Annotated in this window: 23 protein-coding genes; 10 read left to right on the top strand and 13 right to left on the bottom strand. The window is 65.2% G+C overall.

Annotated elements, in window-relative coordinates; genetic code table 11:
* Positions 1 to 3: 3 nt before the first annotated feature.
* The 3 genes from astB to AB6804_RS01670 all read left to right on the top strand — a co-directional run bounded on the left by astB (position 4) and on the right by AB6804_RS01670 (position 3420).
* Positions 4 to 1344, top strand: a complete 1341-nt coding sequence (astB, locus tag AB6804_RS01680) for an N-succinylarginine dihydrolase (protein ID WP_370884969.1) — start codon at positions 4 to 6, stop codon at positions 1342 to 1344.
* Complete coding sequence (gene astE / locus AB6804_RS01675; RefSeq protein WP_370884968.1) at positions 1328 to 2350, top strand: succinylglutamate desuccinylase; 1023 nt, start codon at positions 1328 to 1330, stop codon at positions 2348 to 2350. Before astB ends, astE begins: the two co-directional genes overlap by 17 nt.
* 269 nt (positions 2351 to 2619) lie before the next feature.
* Complete coding sequence (locus AB6804_RS01670) at positions 2620 to 3420, top strand: ABC transporter substrate-binding protein (protein WP_370884967.1); 801 nt, start codon at positions 2620 to 2622, stop codon at positions 3418 to 3420.
* Between the two features lie 39 nt (positions 3421 to 3459).
* Here AB6804_RS01670 and AB6804_RS01665 read toward each other — a convergent pair whose 3' ends face one another.
* Genes AB6804_RS01665 through AB6804_RS01650 form a run of 4 tightly spaced genes read right to left on the bottom strand, consistent with a single transcriptional unit; the run spans position 3460 to position 8264 of the window.
* Entirely contained in the window at positions 3460 to 4323 is an 864-nt protein-coding gene (locus AB6804_RS01665; RefSeq protein ID WP_370884966.1) for an efflux RND transporter periplasmic adaptor subunit, read from the bottom strand.
* Positions 4324 to 4361: 38 nt separating this feature from the next.
* Positions 4362 to 4562 (bottom strand): DUF1656 domain-containing protein, encoded by a 201-nt coding sequence (locus AB6804_RS01660; protein ID WP_370884965.1) that lies wholly within the window; start codon positions 4560 to 4562, stop codon positions 4362 to 4364.
* On the bottom strand, positions 4552 to 6750 hold the full coding sequence (locus tag AB6804_RS01655; RefSeq protein WP_370884964.1) for an FUSC family protein: 2199 nt from the start codon (positions 6748 to 6750) through the stop codon (positions 4552 to 4554). Before AB6804_RS01655 ends, AB6804_RS01660 begins: the two co-directional genes overlap by 11 nt.
* Entirely contained in the window at positions 6747 to 8264 is a 1518-nt protein-coding gene (locus tag AB6804_RS01650; protein ID WP_244792782.1) for an efflux transporter outer membrane subunit, read from the bottom strand. Before AB6804_RS01650 ends, AB6804_RS01655 begins: the two co-directional genes overlap by 4 nt.
* A 165-nt stretch (positions 8265 to 8429) precedes the next feature.
* On the opposite strand from AB6804_RS01650, the gene AB6804_RS01645 reads away from it, so the two are divergent.
* Together AB6804_RS01645 and AB6804_RS01640 are read left to right on the top strand one after the other, a co-directional pair.
* On the top strand, positions 8430 to 9368 hold the full coding sequence (locus AB6804_RS01645; RefSeq protein ID WP_370884963.1) for a LysR family transcriptional regulator: 939 nt from the start codon (positions 8430 to 8432) through the stop codon (positions 9366 to 9368).
* 123 nt (positions 9369 to 9491) lie between these two features.
* Positions 9492 to 9659, top strand: a complete 168-nt coding sequence (locus AB6804_RS01640) for a hypothetical protein (RefSeq protein ID WP_244792778.1) — start codon at positions 9492 to 9494, stop codon at positions 9657 to 9659.
* A gap of 6 nt (positions 9660 to 9665) precedes the next feature.
* Here the strand turns inward: AB6804_RS01640 and AB6804_RS01635 are convergent, their stop codons facing one another.
* From AB6804_RS01635 to wrbA, 5 genes are all read right to left on the bottom strand, one after another.
* The gene (locus AB6804_RS01635) at positions 9666 to 10370 is read right to left on the bottom strand and encodes an SOS response-associated peptidase (RefSeq protein ID WP_370884962.1); all 705 of its coding nucleotides are present in this window, start codon (positions 10368 to 10370) and stop codon (positions 9666 to 9668) included.
* Positions 10371 to 10391: 21 nt separating this feature from the next.
* Positions 10392 to 11195, bottom strand: a complete 804-nt coding sequence (locus tag AB6804_RS01630) for a metallophosphoesterase (RefSeq protein WP_370884961.1) — start codon at positions 11193 to 11195, stop codon at positions 10392 to 10394.
* The gene (locus AB6804_RS01625) at positions 11192 to 12649 is read right to left on the bottom strand and encodes an FAD-binding oxidoreductase (protein ID WP_370884960.1); all 1458 of its coding nucleotides are present in this window, start codon (positions 12647 to 12649) and stop codon (positions 11192 to 11194) included. The genes AB6804_RS01630 and AB6804_RS01625 overlap by 4 nt, the downstream gene beginning before the upstream one ends.
* A gap of 129 nt (positions 12650 to 12778) precedes the next feature.
* Positions 12779 to 13183, bottom strand: a complete 405-nt coding sequence (locus tag AB6804_RS01620; protein WP_370884959.1) for a DUF2069 domain-containing protein — start codon at positions 13181 to 13183, stop codon at positions 12779 to 12781.
* Positions 13184 to 13188: 5 nt separating this feature from the next.
* The gene (gene wrbA / locus AB6804_RS01615) at positions 13189 to 13806 is read right to left on the bottom strand and encodes an NAD(P)H:quinone oxidoreductase (RefSeq protein ID WP_370884958.1); all 618 of its coding nucleotides are present in this window, start codon (positions 13804 to 13806) and stop codon (positions 13189 to 13191) included.
* Positions 13807 to 14379: 573 nt separating this feature from the next.
* Between wrbA and AB6804_RS01610 the strand changes: the two genes are divergently transcribed.
* Positions 14380 to 15687 carry a YihY family inner membrane protein gene (locus tag AB6804_RS01610; protein ID WP_035967030.1) on the top strand — a complete coding sequence of 436 codons (1308 nt, stop codon included), beginning with the start codon at positions 14380 to 14382 and terminating at the stop codon, positions 15685 to 15687.
* A gap of 19 nt (positions 15688 to 15706) precedes the next feature.
* On the opposite strand, the gene AB6804_RS01605 is transcribed toward AB6804_RS01610, so the two are convergent.
* The 3 genes from AB6804_RS01605 to AB6804_RS01595 form a co-directional block, all read right to left on the bottom strand.
* A complete protein-coding gene (locus tag AB6804_RS01605) occupies positions 15707 to 16027 on the bottom strand; it encodes an Mpo1-like protein (RefSeq protein WP_244792764.1) in 321 nt (106 codons plus the stop codon).
* Positions 16028 to 16121: 94 nt separating this feature from the next.
* On the bottom strand, positions 16122 to 16952 hold the full coding sequence (locus AB6804_RS01600) for an alpha/beta fold hydrolase (RefSeq protein WP_370884957.1): 831 nt from the start codon (positions 16950 to 16952) through the stop codon (positions 16122 to 16124).
* The gene (locus AB6804_RS01595; protein WP_370885397.1) at positions 16949 to 18280 is read right to left on the bottom strand and encodes an O-acetylhomoserine aminocarboxypropyltransferase; all 1332 of its coding nucleotides are present in this window, start codon (positions 18278 to 18280) and stop codon (positions 16949 to 16951) included. The genes AB6804_RS01600 and AB6804_RS01595 overlap by 4 nt, the downstream gene beginning before the upstream one ends.
* Positions 18281 to 18508: 228 nt before the next feature.
* On the opposite strand from AB6804_RS01595, the gene AB6804_RS01590 reads away from it, so the two are divergent.
* The 3 genes from AB6804_RS01590 (at position 18509) to aroC (ending at position 22272) form a co-directional block, all read left to right on the top strand.
* Complete coding sequence (locus tag AB6804_RS01590; RefSeq protein WP_035967026.1) at positions 18509 to 18961, top strand: CBS domain-containing protein; 453 nt, start codon at positions 18509 to 18511, stop codon at positions 18959 to 18961.
* A 194-nt stretch (positions 18962 to 19155) separates the two neighbouring features.
* Entirely contained in the window at positions 19156 to 21108 is a 1953-nt protein-coding gene (locus tag AB6804_RS01585) for an MFS transporter (protein WP_370884956.1), read from the top strand.
* A 57-nt stretch (positions 21109 to 21165) separates the two neighbouring features.
* Positions 21166 to 22272: a chorismate synthase gene (gene aroC / locus AB6804_RS01580; RefSeq protein ID WP_370884955.1), complete on the top strand. Its 1107-nt coding sequence runs from the start codon at positions 21166 to 21168 to the stop codon at positions 22270 to 22272.
* 53 nt (positions 22273 to 22325) lie between these two features.
* Here aroC and AB6804_RS01575 read toward each other — a convergent pair whose 3' ends face one another.
* Positions 22326 to 23999, bottom strand: coding sequence for a 4Fe-4S dicluster domain-containing protein (locus AB6804_RS01575; RefSeq protein WP_370884954.1), 1674 nt, complete (start codon positions 23997 to 23999; stop codon positions 22326 to 22328).
* A gap of 213 nt (positions 24000 to 24212) precedes the next feature.
* On the opposite strand from AB6804_RS01575, the gene AB6804_RS01570 reads away from it, so the two are divergent.
* On the top strand, positions 24213 to 24986 hold the full coding sequence (locus AB6804_RS01570; protein WP_309765088.1) for an SDR family oxidoreductase: 774 nt from the start codon (positions 24213 to 24215) through the stop codon (positions 24984 to 24986).
* Positions 24987 to 25018 lie beyond the last annotated feature (32 nt).

The following is a 25018-nucleotide window of genomic DNA, read 5'->3' as shown; positions in this document are numbered from 1 at the left end:
GACATGCAGGCATACGAAGCGAACTTCGACGGGCTGGTCGGCCCGACGCACAACTACGCGGGCTTGTCGTTCGGCAACGTCGCGTCGCGCAGCAACGAAAAGTCCGTCGCGAATCCAAAGGCCGCCGCGAAGCAGGGCTTGCGCAAGATGAAGCGGCTTGCGGACCTCGGCTTTCATCAGGGCGTGTTGCCGCCGCTCGAACGGCCGTCGGTGAAGCTGTTGCGCAGCGTCGGCTTCACGGGCGACGACGCCGCCGTGATCCATCGCGCCGCCCTCGATGCGCCCGAACTGCTCGCCGCCGCCAGTTCCGCTTCCGCGATGTGGACCGCCAACGCCGCGACGGTCAGCCCGTCCGCCGACACCGCCGATGGCCGCGTCCATTTCACGCCCGCGAACCTTGCGGCGAAGCTGCATCGCGCAATCGAACATGGGGAGACGCGCCGTTCGCTCGCCGCGATCTTCGCCGATGAATCGCGCTTTCGGATTCATCACGCGCTGCCCGGCACGCCCGCGCTCGGCGACGAGGGCGCGGCCAATCACACGCGCTTCGCACGCGAGTACGGCGACAAGGGCGTCGAATTCTTCGTGTATGGGCGCAGCGAATACGGGCAAGGTCCGCAGCCGCAACGCTTTCCGGCGCGGCAAACGCTCGAAGCGAGCCGCGCGGTGGCGCGCCTGCACGGCCTCGATGAAGCGGCGACCGTGTTTGCGCAGCAATCGCCCGATGTCATCGATGCCGGCGTGTTCCATAACGATGTGATCGCGGTCGGCAATCGCACGACGCTGTTCTGTCACGAGCGCGCGTTCGTCGATCAGGGCAAGGTCTACGACGCATTGAGCGCGAAGTTGCAGGCGCAGGGAGCATCGTTCACGGCGCTCGAAGTGCCGGCCAACGAGGTGAGCGTCGCGGATGCGGTGTCGTCGTATCTGTTCAACAGCCAGTTGTTGTCGCGTGCGGACGGCACGCAAGTGCTCGTCGTGCCGCAGGAATGCCGCGAGAACGCCCGCGTCGCGGCGTATCTCGATTCGCTCGCCACGCGCACGACGCCGATCGACGAAGTCCTCGTCTTCGACCTGCGCGAAAGCATGAGGAACGGCGGCGGTCCCGCGTGCCTGCGTCTGCGCGTCGTGCTGAACGACGCCGAGCGCGCAGCCGTGAACCCCAACGTGTGGATGAACGACACGCTCTTCGCCCGCCTCGATGCATGGATCGACGCGCATTACCGCGATTCGCTCGCGCCTGGCGACCTGGCCGATCCGCGGCTGCTGACGGAATCGCGTGCCGCGCTCGACGAACTGACGACCATTCTGGGACTAGGCGCCGTCTATGACTTCCAGCGCTGATGCATCGCTTCTGAGCGATTTCCTCGCATACACGCTCGCGGGCGCGCGGCCATCGGCGACATCCGGCACGGCAGCTTCCGGCGTGCGATGGACGTGGCAAGCCGAGGGCGTGCTGCTGCTCGAACCTCCGGCGGCGCAGGCACCGGCGCATAGCGTGCTCGCATCAGCCGGCATCCATGGCGACGAGACCGCGCCGATCGAAATGCTGTCGCGGCTCATCGCGGATATCGCCAGTGGCGACGCGCGGCTCGCGTCGCGGATGCTCGTCGTCCTTGGCAACGCCGGCGCGATGCGTGCGGGCGTGCGCTATATCGACGATGACCTCAATCGTCTCTTCAGCGGCCGTCATGCGAGCTTGCCGCAGAGCGTCGAAGCCCCGCGCGCCGCCGAACTGGAACGCGCGGCGGCGGCGTTCTTCGAGAACGTGACGCATCCGAAGTGGCATATCGACATGCACACGGCCATTCGCGCGTCGGTCTTCGAACGGTTCGCGCTGTTGCCGCACACGGGCGCGCCGCTCGCCCGCGCAATGTTCGACTGGCTGCGCGATGCGCGTCTCGAAGCGGTGCTGCTGCATCGCGAAAAAGGCATGACGTTCACGCACTACACCGCCGCGCAGTGCGGCGCGCTCGCCTGCACGCTCGAACTCGGCAAGGTGCGGCCGTTCGGCGAGAACGACCTCGCGCGCTTCGCGGCATCGGATGCGGCGTTGCGCAGGCTGATCGCGGGCGAGGCGGCGAGCCACCAGACGCCGCTGCGCGTATTCACGGTCGTCGCGCAAATCGACAAGCAGAGCGAACAGTTCGTGCTCAACGTCGCGAGCGATGTGCCCAATTTCACGCCGTTTTCCGCCGGCGCCGAACTCGCGCGCGATGGCGATTACGCATATCGCGTGACGCACGAAGAAGAGCGCATCGTGTTTCCCAATCCGAAGGTGAAGCCGGGCCTGCGCGCCGGCCTGATGGTCGTCGATACGACCGACACCACGCTCGCATCGCTCGAGTGATTCGCGCCCGGGCTTGCACGAGCGCGACGTCCGCTTGCCAATTTCCTTTTTCGTTCGATACGCCGCCCAAGCCCGCGGCGCCTGTCCGCGCCCGGACGGACGCGCGAACGCGCACGCTACAATCGCGGCGCTGCGCCTGATGCACCGCACCAAAACCGCTCGCGCTGTTTGAGCGTTTTTATTGACGCCGCGATGCTTGATTCGCCGGCTACTGGCCGCATCGGACACAGATCACGAAACACGAACGCAATGCAAGGAGATGGCAGTAGATGAAATCGCAATGGATCATTCGCAAGCTCGCCGCCGTCGCGGTGCTCGGAACGCTGGCTGCATCGATGGGCGCGCACGCCGCCGATGACACGAAGACGCTGCGCTTCGGCGTGGAGGCATCGTATGCGCCGTTCGAGTCGAAGACCGCGAGCGGGGAACTGACGGGCTTCGATATCGACATCGGCAACGCGGTCTGCGCGAAGCTGAAGATGAAGTGCGTGTGGGTCGAGAATTCGTTCGACGGCCTGATTCCCGCGTTGCAGGCGCGCAAGTTCGACGGCATCAACTCGGACATGACGATCACCGACAAGCGCAAGCTCGCGATCGACTTCACCGATCCCATCTACTCGATCCCGAACCAGCTCATCGCGAAGAAGGGCAGCGGCGTGCTGCCGACCGTCGACGGTCTGAAGGGCAAGCGCGTGGGCGTGCTGCAAGGCTCGATCCAGGAAACGTACGCGAAGGCGAAGTGGGCGCCGGCGGGCATCGACGTGGAGTCGTATCAGGCGCAGGACCAGATTTATGCTGACCTGGCGTCTGGCCGTCTGGATGCGGCGTTCCAGGATGCCGAAGCGGCGTCGAAGGGCTTTCTGAAGCAGCCGCAGGGCGCGGGTTACGCGTTCGCGGGGCCGGCGGTCGCGGATGACAAGCTGCTCGGCTCGGGCGTGGGCTTCGGCGTGCGCAAGAGCGACAAGGCGCTCAAGGAATCGATGAACCGCGCGTTGAAGGAACTGAAGGACGACGGCTCGATCGACCGTCTGGCCACGAAGTACTTCGACGTGAAGGTCGTATTGAAGTAAGGGCCTGGCCCGTCCCGGCGATGGCCGGGGCGGGCGAACTCACATCGACGGCGTGATCACCACGGTGCACGTCGTGCCCGCCGCCAGCAGCATCCCGTTCGGGACCTCATCGATCTTCAACCGCACCGGCACGCGCTGCGCAAGACGCACCCAGTTGAACGTCGGGTTCACATCGGCGAGCAATTCGCGGCTTTGCGGATTGTCGCGATCGTAGATGCCGCGAGAAATACTCTCGACGTGCCCCTTCAGTTCCCCGCCGCTCATGAGCCGAATCTGCGCCCGGTCGCCCACGCGCACGCGCGGCAGCTTCGTCTCCTCGAAATAGCCATAGACCCAGAACGAATGGCTATCGACGATCGCGAGTTTCGCCGCGCCCACCGTCGCATAATCGCCGCGATACACGTTGAGATTCGTGACGTAGCCGTCGACGGGTGAATACACCTTCGTGCGCGCAAGATTCAGCTTCGCCGCATCCAGCGCGGCCTGCGCCTGCTGCAATTGCGCCGCCGCCGTCGATGCCGTCTGCGACGCATTCTCGCGCGCCTCGCGCGACACCACGAGACTATCCATATCCGCACGCCGCGCAGCGTCCGCGCGCCGCATCCGCAATTCGGCGGCACGCGCGGCGACGTTCGCCTCTGCCTGCTCGACGGCAATGTGATAGTGCGACGGATCGATCTCCATCAGCAGATCGCCTTTCTTCACGTACTGGTTATCGCGAACGGGCAACTGCACGACCGCGCCCGACACGTCCGGCGCAATATTGACAACCTCCGCGCGCACACGGCCATCGCGGGTCCATGGCTCGTCCATGTAATGCACCCACAACACGCGGCCGATCAGCAGGGCGGCTGCAAAAATGGCGATCGTCATGACGAAGCCGATGATTTTTCTAAGAACCATGATGAGTCTTCTGAACCTGTAAGAACGAGTGCCTGCAATCAGCGATACACCGCGAGCCCGAGCGCGCCGCAAATACAAACGAGCAGGCTCGCGCGAAAGAGCGCCGGATGCCAGACCAGGCGGTAAAGGCCGGTCATCGCGAGCGCGCGGTCGATCACCCACGTAATCAGCGCGCCGGCAACGAACAGCACGAGCAGAGTCGGGACATAGGCTTCGAGGATCGCGGTATCACGCGGCATGCGGCGCTCCTTTGACTGAAGGCGATTCTGACTGAGCGAACTGCGCGAGCGGCGAGGCCGGATCGAGCAGCGCCGTGCGGATGAAATGCAGATGGCTGACGATCCGCTGCAACCGGTGCCGCTCCTCGCGCGATGGATTCACCGCCGCCAGCATCGCCTGCGCATCCGCGATCGCGCGCGAGGTGCTATCCAGCGCGGCCTCGAAGCGCGGCGCGCCGGGCCGGTCGAAGAGACGCGCGACGGCATCGAGCGTCGCTTTCAACGTGCGTCGCCAGGGCGTCGATGCGGCGTAATGCGGGGCATCGGGCAAAGCGGCGATTTCACGCCGCAGATCGATCACCGCGCGACCGGTCTCCAGCACCGCGAAGAGCCACTGCAGCGCCTCGCGTTGCACGTCCGGCTTGCCGGCGGCGAGCGCATCGATCTGCGACAGCAGATCGCGCGTGCGGCTTTCGAAGTGCGTCGCCACCCGCGCGAGGCGTTCGCGCCGCGCAAGCACGACTTCGCGGCGCAAGTCCGCGAGCAACAGGCGGCGCAGCCACGGCGCATCGGTCGGCAGGATGACGGCGAACGCAATCGCGGAGACGATCATCGACAACATGAGCGCGAGCGCGTCGTTCATGAAGCTGGCCGGATCGTAGTGGACGAGATTGTCCGGCCCCGCGAGAAAGCAGAAGAAGATGCAATAGCCGATACCCACGCCCGTCACCGCGCGCCGCGTGCTGATGAACGCGCCGAGCAGCAGCGCCGGCACGAGCGCGACGCCCATCAGCACGAAGCCGTCCATATGCGGATACGCGCCGAACACGACGATCATTCCGACGACGCTCGCGAGCGCGGTGCCGATCGCCATCTGCATCGACATCAGCGTCGGGCGCGGCGAAGACGACGCGAGCGCGCACACGGCGGCCGCGGTGAGGACCATCGTGCCGCCGCTCGGCCACGCGCTCAGCATCCAGAACGCGCTCAGCGCGAACATCACCATCGCGCCGCGCAAGCCCGAGATCGCGGCGGCGAGCATGTTGGTCTTCGGCACATAGCGCGCGACCCAGCGTTCGCGTTCATGCGACGGCGCGCCGAGCGACGCGTAGGTCTCGGCGTAGGCGAGCATGTCGTCGACGAAGCGGTAGAGCAGTTCGGTCGCGGTATCGAATTCGAGCGAAGAGAAAGCCGGATCGGCTTCGATGCCGGCTCGCGCGGCCCGCACGCGCTTCGGCAGCGCGGCCTTGTAATCGTGCAGTTGCGCGGCGGCATGCGCGGCATCGGCGGCGTTGCGCACGGGCTCGCCCGCTCGCAACAGCAGCGGCGGCACTTCGTGGATGAACGGCGTGAGCGCCGCGATCGTCATCGCAGATGCGCTTTCGCGCAGACGGTTCATCAACTGATGCAGCGCGTGAAAGCGCGTCGACGCGCTCATGAATTCGCTGTTGAGCCGCGCGAGCCGTCCGCTGCGCCGCCGCGACTCGGGATGCTCGAACACGGCGACACTGCGCGCCGCCTCGAAACCGACGACATCCGCGACGAAACCAAGATTTGCTCGCTCGATCTGCGTGCGGTCCATCGTGCCGGACATCGCGCGGCAGACGTGATCGACGAACTGCGTGAAGCGCCGCCGCACCGTGGTGCGAATCTGCTCGCCTGCGTGTTGCGGAAAGACGAGCGCGCTCACCGCACCCGCGCAGGCGATGCCGAGCGTGACTTCACCGACCCGCGTGAGCGCCGACAGAAACGCGCCATCCGGATGCTGGGCCGCCGGAATGCCGATCAGCGCCGCCGTGTAGCCCGCCAGCACGAAACCGTACGAGCGGAAGTTGCGATTGCGCGCCGCGCCCGCCGTGCAGATGCCGACCCACAGCGCGGTCGCGGAGAGAAACAGCACCGGCTGCTGGGCGAACAGGCCGATGAGCGCGAGCATCACGACAAGACCGATCATCGTGCCGCAGAAACGATAGAAGCTCTTCGCGAGCACCATGCCGCTCTGCGGTTGCATCACGACGAAAACGGTGGTCATCGCGGTGCGCGGCTGCTGCATGTCGAAGCGCATCGCGATCCAGAGCGCGAGCAGGGCGGCCAGGACCGCCTTGAAGATATAGACCCACGCGAGGCCATCGGTGCGCGCCCAGTCGATGATCGACGCGCGCAGGGACTCGCCCGATGCCGGGAGGGAAGCAGACAAGGCCGGCCTCATTTCGCTTCGGCCGCGCGGCTGAACGGCCCGATGTGCTGCGCGGGCGCGAGCTTCGCGTCCTTCGGCCCGTTCGCGGGATCGTCGATACCGCCGCCGAGCGCCGCCGTGAGCGTCGCATAAGCGCCGAGCCGCTGCGCCCGCACGCGCGCCTGTGCGTCCTGCGCGCGCAGCAGTTGCGATTGCGCGAGCAGCACGTTGACGTAATCGGTGAGACCGCGCCGGTACCCTTCGTTCGCGAGGTCGTAGTTCTTGCGCGCGGCGGCAACCGAGCGGGCAGACGCATCCATCTGCGTATCGAGCGACTTCACCCGCACCACCTGATCGGCGATGTCCTTCAGCGCACCCACGAGCGTCGCGTTGTAGTGATCGACGGCCTGATCGTATTGCGCCGATGCCGCGCCGAGTTGCGAACGAAGCCGTCCGCCTTCGAAAATCGGCAGCGTGATTGCCGGGCCGAACGAATAGCCGGTCGCCTTGCTCGTCAGAAAACTCAGCAGCGCGCCGCCCGCAAACGCCTGCGTGAGCGACGCCGCCAGATTGATGTTCGGATAGAACTCCGCCTTGGCCACGTCGATACCGCGCGCCTGAGCCGCGACCATCCAGCGCGCCGCGACGATATCCGGCCGATGCCCGACCAGTTCAGCCGGCAAGGACGACGGCAACGGCAGCGGCGTCGCCAGCGACAGTTGCGGCCGCGCAAGCGCTTCGCCCGCGCCGGGGCCTTCGCCTGCCAGCGCGGCAAGCTGATGGCGCGCAAGCTCGATCTCTTCCTGGAAGACGTCGGCCTGGCGTTCGTATTCGGGCAGCGGCGCTTCGGCCTGGCTCACTTCGAGCTGCGTGCCGAGGCCGCCCTTCAGGCGCCGGCGGGCCAGTTCAGCGAGCCGTTCCTGCTGTTCGAGCGTTTCCCGAGCGATGTCGAGTTGCGCGAACGCCTGGGACAAGCCGATATACGCCCGCACGATGTTCGCTTCGAGTTCGAGCTGAGCGGCGCGGGCATCAGCGGCGCGCACGTGGGCGACGTCGAGCGCGCGTTCGGCGGCGTTGTCGTCGCGGCCCCAGAGGTCGAGGTTATAGGAGAGGGAAAGGCCGGCGGTATTGTCCCAGGTCGTCGTATCGGCGAACGGGCCGGGGCCGTAGAACGCGTTGTTCGGCCAGTTCTTGCGCTGCACGCCCATGCTGCCGTCCACGTGCGGCAAGAGCGCCGAGCGCGCGACGCCCGCCTGCTCCTGCGCTTCGCGCACGCGTGCGGCGGCCATGGCGAGCGTCGGGCTGCCGGCCGTCGCGCGCTCGATCCAGCCGTCGAGCTGCGGGTCGCGGTAGGCGCGCCACCATTGCGCATCGGGCCAGGCGGCATCCGCGTTGGCGGCCCTGATCGCGCTGCCGACATCGAGCGTGGCGGCATCCGTCCGGGAGTCTTTCGGCGCGATGTTGCCGGTGCTCGCGCAGCCGGCGATGATTAATATTGCTGTAAGAACCGCAGCGCAAGCAGCGTATCTGGACCCCCGGCCTTGCACGTCACTGCTCCAATGGAAAACGATCAAGCGTCGATTATATTTTTGCAACGATTCGCGAATAACCGGTCGTCCGGCAAAGCATTCTTACGTAGGGCGTGATAATCGACCTTGCAGGCCGTGCAACAATGCCTTCGGGATTAAGACGAGAGCGAGTCGAAAGACGCTATGGATACGCTTCAAAACATGCGCGTCTTTGTACGCGTGGTCGAAGCCGGCAGTTTCACCGGCGCGGCTCAACATCTGAACGCGACGACGGCGTACGCTTCGCGGGCCGTATCGGATCTGGAAGCGCATCTGCGCACGCGCCTGCTCAACCGCACGACGCGCCGCATCGCGCTGACGGAAGCCGGCGAGCGTTATCTGCAACGGTGCGAGCAGATACTGGCCTATGTCGATCAGGCCGAAGCCGAAGCCAGCGACGCGCACGCGCGGCCCGCCGGCAAGCTCAAGGTGCATTCGATGACGAGCTTCGGCCAGCATTACATCGTGCCGATGATCTGCCGTTATCAGCAGCGGCATCCCTCGGTGCAGGTGGATCTGACGCTTGCGCAGCGCGTGCCCGATCTGCTGGACGAGGGCTATGACGTGTCGCTCGTGCTGGCGTCCGATCTGCCCGATTCGGGCCTCGTGTCGGCGCGGCTCGGGACGGTGTTCAGCATCGCGTGCGCTTCGCCGGCGTACATCGAGAAGCATGGCGCGCCGCACGTGCTGTCGGATCTCGTGCGTCATACGTGCCTGCATCTGATGACGCCCGTGTTTCCGCCTGGCCACTGGGTCTTCGATGGCCCGAACGGTCAGGAAACGGTGACGCTCGGCCCGGCGAACTTCACCGTGAACGTGGCCGAAGCGATGGTCGTCGCGGTCCGCGAGGGCATGGGTATCGGCGTGCTGCCGACATCTTCGGCGCTGCCGGGGCTGCGCGCGGGCACGCTGGTGCGCGTGCTGCCGCAATACACGATGCAGGAGCTGAATGTCTACGCGCTGTATCCGTCGCGCCAGTATCTCGACGCGAAAATCCGGACGTGGGTGGAATTCCTGCGCGAGGCGTTGCCGGCGACGCTCGACGCCGACGCGGAATCACTCAAGGAGTTCGTTGCGGCCTGATTTCTCAGCCGCGCAGCTTCGGTTACGAAATTTCGTGCGGCGCAACACTTGCTTACTCCCGTTTCGGCCGCAGCTTTGATACCGTTTGCACTCGTCCTCACCGCTTCTTCGGGAAAACGTCACATGAGCACGCCTCTTCTCTTCGCCCTTGCCACGCTTCTCGTCCTGATCGCCATCCCCGCTTCGCGCGATCTCTTCAACGCCATGCGCGCCCAGTCCGAGCGTCAGGCGAAGCAGCGGCTCGTACCGGTGCGCATCGACGACGGCCGGCGCGATCGTCACCCGCGCTGATTCCACTCACGTTTCCAGCGGCTCGATGAGACGCGGTTCGTCGTTGACAGTGCGATTGACGTCGCTCGTCACGCGATGCCAGACGAAATGCGACGCCGGCACGCCGTCGGTTCTCACGAGCGAATGAAGATCGTCGGACGATGCGCCCGCGTCGAGCCATCGGCGTGCAGCCGCCGGTGAGAAGACGAGCGGGCGGCGATCGTGCACGTCGACGAGACCTTCGTCCGCCTTCGATGTCACGATGACGAAGCCCGCGCCCGGCGCCGCCGCGTCCTGCTCGCGCACGACGCTCGTGAGCGCGGCGAGGAACATCGGCTCCCCGTCGGCGCGCTGGATGAAGTACGGCTGCTTGAACGGCTTGCCGGCCGGATCGCCCGGCGCAGGCTCGATGCGCCATTCGAACCAGCCATCGGCGGGGACGAGAATGCGCGCCTTCTTCCACAAGTCCTTGAAATACGCACTGGTCGACGCAGTTTCGACGCGCGCGTTGATCGTCTGCGGCAGTTTCTTGCGCATGGCCCACGGCGGGCAATATCCCCAATGCACGGCGCGGATTGTTTCGTCCGGAAAAATCGCGAGCGGATGCGTGCCGGGCGACAGGTTATAGCCGGGGCGACGGTCGGCGGCATCGACGAGCACGAATGGATCTTTCAGATGCAGGCGCTGCGCGTAATGCGCCGGCAGTCGGTACTGGCTGATTCGGCCGCACATGAATATCCTCGCTTTGAAGCGTCAGATTTCGACGACTTTAGCCCATGCGAACTGCGGATTCTCCAGCCGCCCGGTGCGCCTGTCGATATAGCCGCGCGGATTGCACACGACGCGCGTGCCGTTCACCGTGTAATCGAACGCGGTGTGCGTGTGGCCGTGAATCCAGAGCGCGACGGGCGAACGCGCGAGCGCCGGCAGGTGATTGATGAAGCCCGCCGAAACGATGTCTTCCGCATAGCGCGGCGCGAGGCTCTCGCGCATCGGCGCGTGATGCGTGACCACGATCGTCTGCCCCGCGAACGGTTTCGCCAGCTCGCTTTCGAGCCACGCGCGCGACTGGATATGCAGCGCGAGCGAGTCGTCGGGCGTGAACGAGCGTGGCTCGCCTTCGGGTTCGGGCCATGCAAGCTGAATCAGACCGCGATAGTCGAGCATGACCTTCGTGCAGGCTTCCTGCGCTTTCGCGATTTGCGCCTCGCTCGATCCGAACAGCGCGAAGTCGGTCCACAGCGTCGTGCCGAGCACGCGCCACGCGCCTCTGCGGTCGACGAGCGACGCGTTGTTCAGAAAGTGCACGTTGTCGACGCTGCGCGCGGCGTCGTGCATCGCGGCTTCCATCGCGCCGAACTCGCCGTCGTAATACTCGTGATTGCCGGGGACATAGACGACGGGCACGCCGTTATCGAAATTCTCCGCGGCCCAGCGCAGCCCTTCGGCGTGGTTGTGAATATCGCCCGCGAGCACGACGAGATCGGCGTCGGCATAGGGAATGGCGAGCGGCTCGTCGCATTCCAGATGCAGGTCGGACAGCACTCGGATTTTCATGCGGTGTTCTCCTTGCCGGCGTGCGCGTTCCATCGCACGACCTTGCCCGGATTCATCAGGTTGTCGGGATCGAGCGCGGCCTTGATCGTCTGCATGAGGCGCACTTCGACCGGCGACTTGAAGTGCATCGCTTCGTCCACCTTCAATTGCCCGAGGCCGTGCTCCGCGCTGATGCTGCCGCGATGCCTGTGTACCTGCTCGTAGACGAGCGCGTTGATCGGCGTCTGAAACTCGGTCAGAAACGCCTTCTGATCCACGCCTTCGGGCGCCTGGACGTTGTAGTGCAGATTGCCGTCGCCGAGGTGGCCGAACGTGACCATGCGCGCGCCGGGCACGGCTTGCGCGATGATCGCATCGGTTTCGTCGATGAAGCGGCCGATGCTCGAAATCGGCACGGCGATGTCATGCTTGATGTTGAGCCCTTCCTGCGCCTGCGCGAGCGGAATGTGCTCGCGCAGATTCCAGAATGCCTGCGATTGCGCGAGATTCTCCGCGACCACCGCATCCTCGACGATGCCTTCCGCCAGCGCGTCTTCCATCATGCGTTCGAAGAGGGCGCGGGCGTGGTCGTCGCTTTCGCTGTCGGACAGTTCGAGCAGAACCGTCTGCGCGTGCGGCTCGCCGAACGGATAGCGCAGTTGCGGAAAATGCCGGCCGACGAGGCGCATCGAGAAATCGGACATCAGTTCGAAGCCGGTCAGAAGCGGACCGGCGTGACGCTGGGCCATCGACAGGAAGTCCAGCGCGGCGTGCGGCGACGCGAGTCCCGCGAGCGCGGTCACCTTCGCGACCGGCGCGGGATGCAGCTTCATCACCGCAGCCGTGATGATGCCGAGCGTGCCTTCCGCGCCGATGAACAGATCGCGCAGGTCGTAGCCGGTGTTGTCCTTGCGCAGTCCGCGCAGGCCGTCCCAGATTTCGCCTTGCGGCGTCACGACTTCGAGGCCGAGGCAGAGTTCGCGCGTGTTGCCATAGCGCAGCACGCCGGTGCCGCCTGCGTTCGTCGACAGGTTGCCGCCGATCGTGCAACTGCCTTCGGCCGCGAGACTCAGCGGGAAGAGGCGCTGTGCGCTTTCCGCGCGGGCCTGGACTTCCGCGAGCACGACGCCCGCTTCGACGGTGATGGTGTTGTTGTGCGGATCGATGTCGCGCACGCGGTTCAGCCGCTTCAGGCTCACGACCGCCTGCGCGCCGGTGGAATCGGGCGTCGCGCCGCCGGCGAGGCCGGTGTTGCCGCCTTGCGGGACGATCGCGATGCGATGCTCGTGTGCGAGCCGCACGACGGCGGCCACCTCGTGCACGTCGGCGGGCAGCAGCACGGCGCATGCATCGCCGCGATAGCGCTTGCGCCAGTCGACGAGGTAGGGCTCGGTGTCGCGAGGGTCGGTCAGAACGTGGGACGGACCAAGAAGGCGGATGCAGGCGTCGACGAAAGAGGCGGCAGGAGCGGTCATGAGCGAGAAAAAAAATGCGTTGGGGCGTAGACGACAGTATCGCGCAGCACGGCGTCGCGCGAGCCTCTGCCGAATGGCATAGGCGTGAGCGATGCGCGGCTCACTTCGGCCGATTCGTGCTACAAAGCATCACCTTCGCTGCCCGTTCTGCGCTCGAGCGCGCAATTTAGCGGCGCGCTTGAACGGCGCGACGTAAGCGATGGCGCAGACGAAGAAGGTCAGCGAAAGCAGCGTTTCGAGCCAGGCGAGCCGTGCGGAGAGGCCCGGATCCGTCATGCCGCGCACGATGCCTTCGGCGAAGTAGAGCAGCACGAGCATGGACGCCCATTGCAGCGTATAGACGTTGCGCCTGACGACGCCCGGCAGCGCGCAGGCAAGCGGCAGCGCCTTGAGCGCCAGCGCCCACGCGCCGGGACGCAATGGCGCGAGCCACAATTCCCAGGCGAGCGACAGCGCGATAAGCGCGCCGAGGCTCGCAATCGCGCCGATGGCGCATGCGCTGCGTGCAGGGGTATCGACGGCTGGGGCGTTCATCGCGGTCAGCCGGCCTGCGCGCCGCGCACGAGATCGCGCGCCGTGCGGGCGAGCCGCGCGCCGAGCGCGATAGCGAGCGCTTTCTCGTCGGCGGTGATGCCCTGGCGGGACGCGTCGTCGCCGGTGCGCGCATGGTGGGATGCGCCGTAGGGCGTGCCGCCGCTTTGCGTCGTCGTGAGGCGCGATTCGGTGTACGGAATGCCGACGATCATCATGCCGTGATGCAGGAGCGGGAGCATCATCGAGAGCAGGGTGGTTTCCTGGCCGCCGTGCAGGCTGCCCGTCGACGTGAAGACGCTCGCGGGCTTGCCGGCGAGTGCGCCTGACAGCCATTGCGGCGTGGTGCCGTCGAGAAAGTATTTTAGCGATGCCGCCATGTTGCCGAAGCGGGTGGGCGAGCCGAGCGCGAGGCCCGCGCATTCTTCGAGATCGCGCAGTTCGGCGTACGGTGGGCCGTCGGCGGGAATGTCGGGCTGCGTCGCTTCGCAGACGGTCGAGACCGGCGGCACGGTGCGCACGCGCGCCTGCATCCCGGGCACGCTGTCGACGCCCTGGGCGATAGCGAGCGCCAGTTCGCGCGTCGCGCCGTGGCGGCTGTAATAAAGCACGAGGATGTCGTTCATAAAGCCTTTTTAGTGAACGGCTATTATAGGTATTGGGGTGGATTTGGTGGCGGGACGGCGTAGCCGGGACGGCAGCAAATTTGCCTGGACGGAGGGGGACGGTTTCACAGGCGGTTTTGTGTGAGATCGGAGGGCGCGGTGAAGCGCCAAGTCGGGTGGACCGCGTTGCATGGGACCGGAGTAAGGCGCTGAAGCGCTAACTCTGGCCGACCGCGTCGCATGGGCCACAGTAAGGCGCTAAAGCGCCGACTGCGGCCGACAGCTTTGCATGGGGCCGGAGTAAGGCGCTAAAGCGCCGACTGCGGCCGACAGCTTTGCATGGGGCCGGAGTAAGGCGCTAAAGCGCCAACTCCGGCCGACAGCTTTGCATGGGACCAGAGTAAGGCGCTAAAGCGCCAACTGTGGCCGACAGCTTTGCATGGGACCAGAGTAAGGCGCTAAAGCGCCAACTCCGGTCGACAGCTTTGCATGGGACCAGAGTAAGGCGCTAGAGCGCCAACTCTGGTCGACAGCTTTGCATGGGGCCTCAGTAAGGCGCTAAAGCGCCAACTGTGGCCGACAGGAGATTACGTTTTGCAGCACCTATCAATCGATCTCGCAGCAATCAAGCGCCTCGCCGGTTTCGTCGCGCGGCGCATCGGCGAAGATCGCGTCGCGCAAGTGGCCGGCAGCCTCACGTTCACGAGCGTGCTGTCGCTCGTGCCGCTCGCTACCGTCGCCTTCGCGCTGTTCACCGCGTTCCCCATCTTCGCCTCGTTCCAGGCGTCGCTGCAGGACTTCCTCGCGGACCATCTGATGCCCGCGACCATCAACAGCCAGATCTTCAAGTACCTCAACGAATTCGCATCGAAAGCAAAAGGACTCACGACCGTCGGCATGATCATCCTGCTCGTGACATCCGTCATGACCATGATGACCGTCGAGTCCGCGTTCAACGTCATCTGGCGCGTGAAGAAGGCGCGACCGTTCGCGCAGCGCGTGCTCGTCTACTGGTCGATCATCACGCTCGGGCCGATTCTCTTCGGCTGCAGCCTGTCGATCTCGTCGTACGTCTTCGCGCATTCCGTCGCGTTCGCGGGTTCGCACAACCTGATGCCGCCCGTCGTCGAATGGCTGCTGACCGGCGTTTCGCTGCCGCTCACGGTATTCGGCTTCACGATCATGTATGTCTACATGCCGAACTGCAAGGTGGAGTGGCGCGATGCCGTCGTCGGCGGGCTGATCGCGGCCGTCGCCTTCGAAATCAGCAAGCGCGGTTTCGGCTTCTACGTGCGCAGCATTCCGACCTATACCGCCGTCTACGGCGCGTTCGCGTCGCTGCCGGTGTTCCTGCTGTGGGTCTATCTGTGCTGGATGATCGCCCTCGTCGGCGCAATGGTGACATCCGCGCTGCCCGCCATCCGCATCGGGCAATATCATCGGCGCGAGTTTCCCGGCAGCGATCTGCTCGATGCCCTCGAAATCCTCGCGCGGCTCGTCGAAGCACGCGACGAAGGCAAGCCCGGCTACACCGCGCTGCAATTGTCGAAGATGGTCCGATGCGAGGTCGATACTTCAACGCGCCTGATCGCGCGCCTCGATTCGCTCGGCTGGATCGGCCGGCTCGAGGACGCGCACATGCCGCGTTACGTGCTGATCGCCAATCCGAGCCAGATCACGCTGACGATGCTGTTCCAGGAATTCGTCATCGACCGCGAGGAACTCGACTATCAATTGTGCCTCGACGCCACCCAGATCGACCGCGACGCACTGATGAACGCGCTCGAAAACGAAAAGCTCGGCATTTCGCTCAGCACGCTGATCGCCGCGCGCACGCAGGCGCAAGCCAATGCGCGACTGCGTGAAGCGCCGTCTTCGTCAATGCCGCAGCAGCCGGCTTAACGCGTGAACGCGCGGCGACTCACAGCGAGATCTTTCCGACGCAGATGTCCTTGAACATCACCCAGTCGCCCATCAGGCTATAGAGCGGATGGCGAAACGTCGCGGGACGATTCTTCTCGAAGAAGAAATGGCCGATCCACGCAAAGCCGTATCCACAGACGACGGCGGCCGGCAACCACAGCCAGTCGCCCGTCGCGAGTGCCATCGCGAGGCAGCCGATAACCCCGAGCGAGCCGATGAAATGCAGCCTGCGTGAGACCAGGTTGCGATGCTCGTCGAGGTAGTACGGGTAGAACTCGGCGAAGCTGGCGAAATGCTCGCCGTGTGCGGTGTGCGCCATGATGACGGCCTCCCGTGCGACATGTTCCGCATGACGCGATAACGTCAGCAAGAACCATTCTGCGGCGGCGCGCACACGCGTGCAAGCGGCGCGCTCAGGCCGGCTTCGCGCAGGCGAGGGCGAATGAAAACAGCGCGTCGAGGACTGCATCCGGCTCTTCCGACATCAGCGCGTGGCCGCCTTCCAGTTCTATCGTCCGCACCGATGCGCCGGCTTTGCGCAACGCATCGACGAGCGGGCGCGCGGCGCGCGGCGGCGTCATCACATCGCGCTTGCCGCTCAGCACGCACACCGGGCAGCGCACGGAAGCGGCCCGCTCGAGCGAATCGGTGTAGGCGTTGCACGCACTGAAATCCGTGTGAAAGAGCTGCGCTTCGCCCAATGCGCCGATGCGCTCCATCAACCGCTGGTTCATCCCTTGCAGCCAGAAGCCGGGCGCGGGGCTCGAAGGTTTCGCGGCGATCGTCGAATGCGACCACTGGTTGACCATGCCGATCGCTTGCGGCTCGCGCTCGCGGGCGGCATCGAGGAGCGCATCGGAGACGGTCATCGGCGCGGCGGTGGCGACGAGCGCGAGGCCTGCGGCCCGTTCGGGATAACGCGCGGCGGCATCCAGCGCGACGAGCGAGCCCATGCTGTGGCCGGCGAAAATCGCGCGGGGCGCGCCGGCCGCGTCGAGCACGTCGATCAGCCAGTCCGCGAGCGCGCCGATGTCGCGCCGCGCGGGGCCGTCGCTGCGGCCGTGGCCCGGCAGGTCGACCGCAAGCACGCCGAAGCCGTGATGCGCGAAGTAACGCGTCTGCAACGCCCACACACTATGGTCGTGCTGCGCGCCGTGAATAAAGACGATCGCGGGACGCGCCGGATCGAAGGCTTTGCCGCCGGTGTAGACATAGGCGCGATGGCCCCCGACATCGAGAATCATGCGCGGCTCCCGAGCGGTGCGGTATTCGAATCGCCACTTTCGATGGCCTTCTGCGCGGCTTTCAGCCCGCGTTTCAGATCGTCGATGAGATCGTCCGGGTCTTCTAGTCCGATCGACAGCCGGATCCTTCCCGGCCCGATGCCCGCGGCGAGCAGCGCGGCGGCGTCCATGCGAAAGTGCGTCGTCGAGGCGGGATGGATCACGAGCGAGCGCGCATCGCCCACGTTCGCCAGATGCGAAAACAGCGTCAGCGATTCGATGAACCGTCGCGCGGCCGGCACGCCGCCGCGGAGGTCGAAGCTGAACACCGCGCCCGCGCCGCGCGGCAAGAGACGTTCGGCCAGCGCGTGATCGCGATGCGTCGGCAGTTCGGGATAAGCCACGCCGTCGACTGCCGGCGAACCGAGCAGAAAGTCGATCACCTTGCGCGTATTCGCGACATGCCGATCCATGCGCAACGGCAAGGTTTCGATGCCCTGAAGCAGTTGCCACGCCGCCTGGGGATGCAGGCACGCCCCGAAATCGCGTAGTCCTTCGCGGCGGGCGCGCAGCAGGAACGGCGCGACCGTGCTTTCCTCGGCGAACACCATGCCGTGGAAGCCGTCGTAGGGCTCGGTGAATTCGGGAAAGCGGCCGCTCGCCGCGAAATCGAACGTCCCGCCATCCACGAGCACGCCGCCGATGGTCGTGCCGTGACCGCCGAGAAACTTCGTCGCCGAGTGATAGACGAGGTCCGCGCCATGCTCGAACGGGCGCAGCAGGTAAGGCGTCGTGAAGGTCGAATCGACGAGCAGGGGCGCGGCGTGCGCGTGCGCGATTTCGGCGACGGCCGCGATATCGAGCACGTCGAGGCCCGGATTGCCGAGCGTCTCGCCGAAAAAGAGCCGCGTGTTGGGCCGCGCCGCCGCGCGCCAGGCGTCGAGGTCGTGCGGCGGCACGAAGGTCGTTTCGATGCCGAAGCGCCGCAGCGTGTAATGCAGCAGGTTGTGCGAGCCGCCATACAGCGCGCTCGACGCGACCACATGCGAGCCTGCGCCCATCAGCGTCGCGATCGCCAGATGCAACGCGGCCTGACCGCTCGCCGTGCCGATCGCGCCGACGCCGCCTTCGAGCGCCGCGACGCGTTCCTCGAACACCGCCACCGTCGGGTTCGAAATGCGCGAATAGACGTGTCCCGATCGCTCCATATTGAAGAGCGCGGCGGCGTGGTCGGTGTCGCGAAAGGTGAACGAGGTGGTCTGATAGATCGGCGTGGCCCGCGCGCCGGTGGCGGGATCGGGTGCGGCGCCCGCATGCAGCGCGAGCGTATCGAAACGGTTGGCTGGCATCGTCGTCGGCCGGGGCGCCTGGCCGCCGGCGGAATAGGGGTCGGTCATCCTAGCATCGGGCTTGGGGCGCGCGAACTAGGGTGAACGCGTGCGCCCGGCCGCAAAGCCTTGTCCGAAAGGCTGACGCGGGCTTGCCTCGCTTTCCTTTTGCGGGCCTTTCCGATAGCATCGACCCATGGTTTCACAAACGCTTTGACATCTGGACAGGCATTTCGCAAGGAGAAAGTGATGCGAGTCAGCGACATTCTGAAGGTGAAAGGCAACGCGCTTTTCACCGTTACGCCCGATACGCCGCTCTCCGACGCGATCAACGTCATGGCCGCGCACGACATCGGCTCCCTCGTCGTCATGGAATATGGCGATCTCGTCGGCATGCTGACATTCCGCGAGATCATCCTGACGCTGCGCGATAACGGCGGCGGCGTCGGCGCGACGACCATCCGCAAGGTCATGGACGATCACCCGCTCACCTGCACGCCGGAAACGGACGTGAACGAAGTACGCCGCATGATGCTCGAGCACCATGTCCGCTACTTGCCGGTCATGGAAAATCGCGCGCTGATGGGCGTGATCTCCTTCTATGACGTGGCCCGCGCGGTCGTGGAAGAGCAGGGGTTCGAGAATCGCATGCTGAAGGCTTATATCCGCGACTGGCCGGAAGAGCAGCAGGACGCTCGCTGACACTCGGGGCGTCGCCCAGACGATGCCCGAGCCGGCGATGCGCAGTGCGCCCGAGCGGCGCGCTTTTTTTCGCCTGGAGCCATCGCACGTAAAGACACATTTCGCGGCGCGGGCTCTTCTTCGCCATCTCGTTTCGTTACCATCCGGATTCGATCGCAATGGCGATCAACACCGGATCAACTACATCGATAGTCATGAGTGACAATCCTCTGGACGCCCCGCAAGACAAGGCGGCGCGCCATTCCCGCCGCCCGCACGAAGACGGAGAAGGTCAGTTCGGCCTTCTGCGCGAGCGCCGTTTCGCGCCGTTCTTCTGGACGCAGTTCCTCGGCGCAATGAACGACAACGTCTTCAAGGTCGGCTTCACGTCGCTCGTGACGTTTCAGGCCGCGCGCTTCTCGGGTGTCGATCCGAAGACCGCCGCGTTCCTTATTTCCGCGATCTTCATCGTGCCGTTCGTGCTGTTTTCAGCGACGTCCGGCCAGATCGCCGACAAGTACGACAAGGCCGTGCTCGCGCGCCTCGTGAAGAGCTTCGAGATCGTCGTGATGCTGATCGGCGCCGCGGGTTTTCTGTTCCATAGCGCGCCGCTGCTGTATCTCTGCACGTTCCTGATGGGCGTGCATTCGACCGTGTTCGGCCCGGTCAAGTATGCGTATCTGCCGCAGCATCTGCGTGCGTCCGAACTCGTCGGCGGGAACGGACTCGTCGAGATGGGCACGTTCGTGGCGATCCTCATCGGGACGATCGTCGGCGGGGCGGCGGCGGGCGCGTCCGAACATGGTGCGCTGCTGCTCGCGATCGCGTGTGTGGCGCTCGCGGTCCTCGGGCGCGTGGCGTCGGCGTTCGTGCCGAAGTCGGCGGCGTCGCAGCCGGACTTGCGCATCAACTGGAATCCGGTTTCCGAAACCTGGCGCAATCTCAGGCTCGCGAAGTCCGACCGCACCGTCTTTCTGAGCCTGCTCGGGATTTCGTGGCTGTGGTTCGTCGGCGCGACGTTCCTCACCTCGTTCTTCAACTTCGCGAAAGACGTGCTGTCCGCGAATCCGGATGTCGTGACCATCCTGCTCGCGACGTTCTCGCTCGGCATCGGCACGGGGTCGCTGCTGTGCGAACGGCTGTCCAAGCGACGCGTCGAGATCGGGCTCGTGCCGCTGGGGTCGATCGGCATCAGCGTGTTCGCCATCGACTTGTTCTTCGCGAGTCATCGCATTGCGCCGGCGTCGCATCTGCTCGGCGTCAGGGAATTCTTGCTCGCGATGCCGCACTGGCGCATTCTCGCGGATCTGTTCCTGCTCGCGATGTTCGGCGGCTTCTACAGCGTCCCGCTCTACGCGCTGATTCAGGCGCGCAGTCAGCCGACCCACCGGGCGCGCATCATCGCGGCGAACAATATCCTCAATTCGGCCTTCATGATCGCCTCGGCGCTGCTGGCGCTCGCGCTCACGTCGATGGGCGTCGGCATTCCCGGCCTGTTTCTCGTCACGGCGCTGCTCAACGTGGTGGTCGCCGTGTATATCTATTCGCTCGTGCCGGAATTCCTGCTGCGGTTCATCGCGTGGATTCTCGTGCATACGTTCTATCGCATCCGGCTCGTCGACGCGGCGCGCATCCCGCCGGAGGGCGCGGCGGTGCTCGTTTGCAACCACGTGAGTTTCGTCGATGCCGTCGTCATCATGGCCGAAAGCCCGCGCCCGATCCGCTTCGTGATGGACCATCGGATTTTCCGCACGCCGTTCATCGGCTGGCTGTTCCGTCACGTGAAGGCCATCCCGGTCGCCCCCGCGCACGAAGACGCAGACATGCTCGAACGCGCGTATCAGGCGTGTCAGCGCGCGCTGGACGAAGGCGAACTGGTTTGCATCTTTCCGGAAGGCAAGCTCACGCGTACTGGCGAGATCAACCCTTTCCGGCATGGCGTTTCGGAGATTCTGCGGCGCCATTCCGCGCCCGTCGTGCCGATGGCGCTGCGCGGACTGTGGGGCAGCGTGTTCTCGCGCCACGAGGACGCCCGATGGCCGCGCCCGATCAGGCGCGGCGTGATGACCCGGCTCACGCTTGCGGTCGGCGAGCCGATCGCGCCCGTCGATGCAACGCCACAGCACCTGCACGAACTCGTCTCCGCGCTGCGCGGGGCAAGGCGATAAACCCGGCGCCGCTGGCATAATGGCGGTTTCCCCGACACTCTTTTCAGGTCGACGCTCATGTCCGGCAACACCCTTGGCACGCTCTTCACCGTCACGAACTTCGGCGAATCGCACGGTCCGGCCATCGGCTGTGTGATCGACGGCTGCCCGCCGGGCATGGCGCTCGCGGAGGCCGACATTCAGCTCGAACTGGATCGCCGCCGTCCGGGCACGTCGCGGCACGTCACGCAGCGGCAGGAACCGGATCAGGTCGAGATTCTGTCGGGCGTATTTGAAGGCGTGACGACCGGCACGCCCATCGCGCTGCTCATCCGCAATACGGATCAGCGCAGCAAGGACTACGGCAATATCGTCGAGACCTTTCGCCCCGGCCACGCAGACTACACCTACTGGCAGAAGTACGGTGTGCGCGATCATCGCGGCGGCGGCCGGTCATCGGCGCGGCTGACTGCGCCGACGGTCGCGGCGGGTGCCGTCGCGAAGAAGTGGCTGCGCGAGAAGTTCGGCATCGAGACGCGCGGCTATATGGGCGCGCTGGGCGAGATCCCGATTCCGTTCGTCGACTGGAGCCACGTGCCGGAGAATCCTTTCTTCGCGCCGAACGCCGATGTCGTGCCCGAACTGGAAGCGTACATGGACAGCCTTCGCCGCGATGGCGATTCGGTCGGTGCGCGCATCGAAGTCGTGGCGAGCGGCGTGCCCGTGGGACTGGGCGAGCCGCTTTACGATCGACTGGACGCCGACATCGCCCACGCGATGATGGGCATCAACGCGGTGAAGGGCGTCGAGATCGGCGCGGGCTTCGCGAGCGTCGCCCAACGCGGCTCGCAGCACGGCGACGAGATGACGCCGGAAGGCTTCGCGACCAATAACGCCGGCGGCATTTTGGGCGGCATTTCGAGCGGGCAGGACATCACGGTGTCGCTTGCAATCAAGCCGACGTCGAGCATCCGCACGCCGCGCCACTCCATCGACAAGGCGGGCGCGAGCGCGACCGTCGAAACCTTCGGTCGACACGATCCGTGCGTCGGCATTCGCGCGACGCCCATCGCCGAAGCGCTGCTCGCGCTGGTGCTGATGGATCACGCGCTGCGGCATCGCGCGCAATGCGGCGATGTCGTCGTCGGCACGCCGAAAATCGCGGCGCACGCGCCGGGCAAGTAATCGCCAGGAAAGAGAAAAGGGCGCCGGTTTCATCAACCGGCGCCCTTTGTCGTTTACATGTTCGGATAGTTCGGCCCGCCGCCGCCTTCCGGCGTCACCCAGACGATGTTCTGAGTCGGGTCCTTGATATCGCAGGTCTTGCAGTGCACGCAGTTCTGCGCGTTGATCTGCAGGCGCTCGCCGCCGTCCTCCGCTTTCACGAATTCGTAGACCGCAGCCGGGCAATAGCGGGCTTCGGGACCCGCATACGTGCGCAGATTGACGTTGACCGGCACGCTCGGATCTTTCAGCGTCAGATGCGGCGGCTGATTTTCCTCGTGATTCGTATTCGAAATGAACACGGACGAGAGACGATCGAACGTGAGCTTGCCGTCCGGCTTCGGATAGACAATCGGCTTGCATTGCGACGCGGGCCTCAGCATCTCGTGATCGCGATGCTGGTGATGCAGCGTCCACGGCACGTTGCCTCCCATCACTTTCTGCTCCAGCCCGACCATGAAGGTGCCGAGATACAGGCCCTTGCTCATCCACTGCTTGAAATTGCGCGCGCGGTAAAGCTCGGTCTTGAGCCATGAATTGTCGAAGGCTTCGGCATATGCGCCGAGTTCGTCGCCCTGACGGCCAGCCTGAACGGCCTCGAACGCGGCTTCGGCGGCCATCTTGCCCGACTTGATCGCGCCATGACTGCCCTTGATGCGCGATGCATTCAGGAAGCCGGCGTCGTCGCCCGCAAGCGCGCCGCCCCGAAACACGAGCTTCGGCAGCGACATCAGTCCGCCCGCGGTGATTGCCCGCGCGCCATAAGAGATGCGCTTGCCGCCTTCGAGGAACGCGCGGATCGACGGATGCGTCTTGTATCGCTGGAATTCTTCGAACGGCGAAAGATAAGGGTTCGAATAGCCCAGCCCCACGACGAAGCCCACGACCACCTGGTTGTTGTCCATGTGATAGAGGAACGAGCCGCCGTAGGTGTCGGGATCGAGCGGCCAGCCGGCCGTATGAATGACGAGCCCCGGCTTGTGCTTGACCGGATCGATCTCCCACAGCTCCTTGATGCCGATGCCGTAAACCTGCGGATCGGCGTTCTGGTTCAGCTTGAACTTCTCCATCAGCTGACGGCCGAGATGCCCGCGCGCGCCTTCGCAGAAGATCGTGTACTTTCCGTGCAGTTCCATGCCGAGCTGGAAGTTCTCGGTCGGCTCGCCGTCCTTGCCGATGCCCATGTTGCCGGTGATCACGCCTTTTACCGCGCCGTCGTCGCCGTAGAGCACTTCGGCTGCCGGAAAACCGGGGAAGATTTCGACGCCGAGCGCTTCGGCCTGTTGTCCCAGCCAGCGCGTGACGTTGCCGAGACTGATGACGTAGTTGCCGTGGTTCTTGAAGTTGTCGGGAAGCAGCCAGTTGGGCACCTGCTTCGCGCCGGTCGGCGACAGGAACAGGAAGCGATCCTCCGTTACCTCGACGTCGAGCGGAGCGCCTTTTTCCTTCCAGTCGGGGATCAGCTCGGACAGACCGCGCGGGTCCATGACCGCGCCTGACAGAATGTGCGCGCCGATCTCCGAGCCTTTCTCCAGCACGCAAACGCCGATTTCGACGCCGCGTTCCTCGGCCAGTTGCTTCAGGCGAATGGCAGCCGACAAACCGGCTGGCCCGCCGCCGACGATCACGACGTCGTATTCCATCGATTCGCGGGGACCGTACTGCTCGATAAGGCTCGCCGGGGTCATCAATGCTCCTCTCTACCGTTAGAATGGCCTTTCAAGATCGCGTATTGTCAGCGAACGTCAGGCGGGCTGCAACCGAAGGTCACTCATTTGGCACGATCGTACTAATTTGCGTGATGCCGTGGTATGGGTATCTTCGCCAAGTGCCGCGGCGGCGCGCATCGCGCTGACGGAGCATCCGCCGAGGCTGAATCAACCGTACAACAAGGAAGCACAATGGGCCGTTCGATCAACCTGGAAGGCAAGGTCGCGCTGATCACCGGCGCGTCCAGTGGACTCGGAAAGCGTTTCGCGCAGGTGTTGTCGCAGGCGGGAGCGAAAGTCGTGCTCGCCAGCCGCCGCACGGAGCGCCTGAAGGAACTGCGCGCGGAAATCGAGGCGTCGGGCGGCGCGGCGCATGTCGTCGCGCTCGACGTGACCGACTATCAGAGCGTCAAGTCGGCGGTTGCGCACGCCGAGACGGAAGCCGGTACCATCGACATTCTCGTCAATAACTCGGGCGTCTCGACAACGCAAAAGCTGACGGAGGCCACGCCCGCCGACTTCGAATTCGTCTTCGGCACCAACGTGCGCGGCGCGTTCTTCGTCGCGCAGGAAGTGGCCAAGCGCATGATCATGCGCGGCAACGGCGCGGCCAAGCCGGCTTACCGCATCATCAACGTGGCGTCGGTGGCGGGCCTGCGCGCCTTCCCGCAGATCGGCCTTTATTCGATGAGCAAGGCCGCCGTCGTGCAGATGACCAAGGCCATGGCGCTCGAATGGGGCCGCCACGGCATCAACGTCAACGCGATCTGCCCGGGTTATATCGATACCGAGATCAACCATCATCACTGGAAGACCGAACAGGGCCAGCGGCTCGTTTCGATGCTGCCGCGCCGCCGCGTGGGCTCCCCCGAGGACCTCGACGGCCTGCTGCTGCTGCTCGCGGCGGACGAATCGCAGTTCATGAACGGCTCGGTGATATCGGCGGACGACGGTTTCTCGCTCTGACGCGCCGGGCGCACGGGTTGCTTTTTCCAGTG

The sequence above is a fragment of the Caballeronia sp. RCC_10 genome (assembly GCF_041360715.1).
In the GTDB taxonomy this organism is placed as follows: Bacteria; Pseudomonadota; Gammaproteobacteria; order Burkholderiales; family Burkholderiaceae; genus Caballeronia; species Caballeronia grimmiae.
This window is presented reverse-complemented; position numbering and strand designations above follow the sequence as displayed.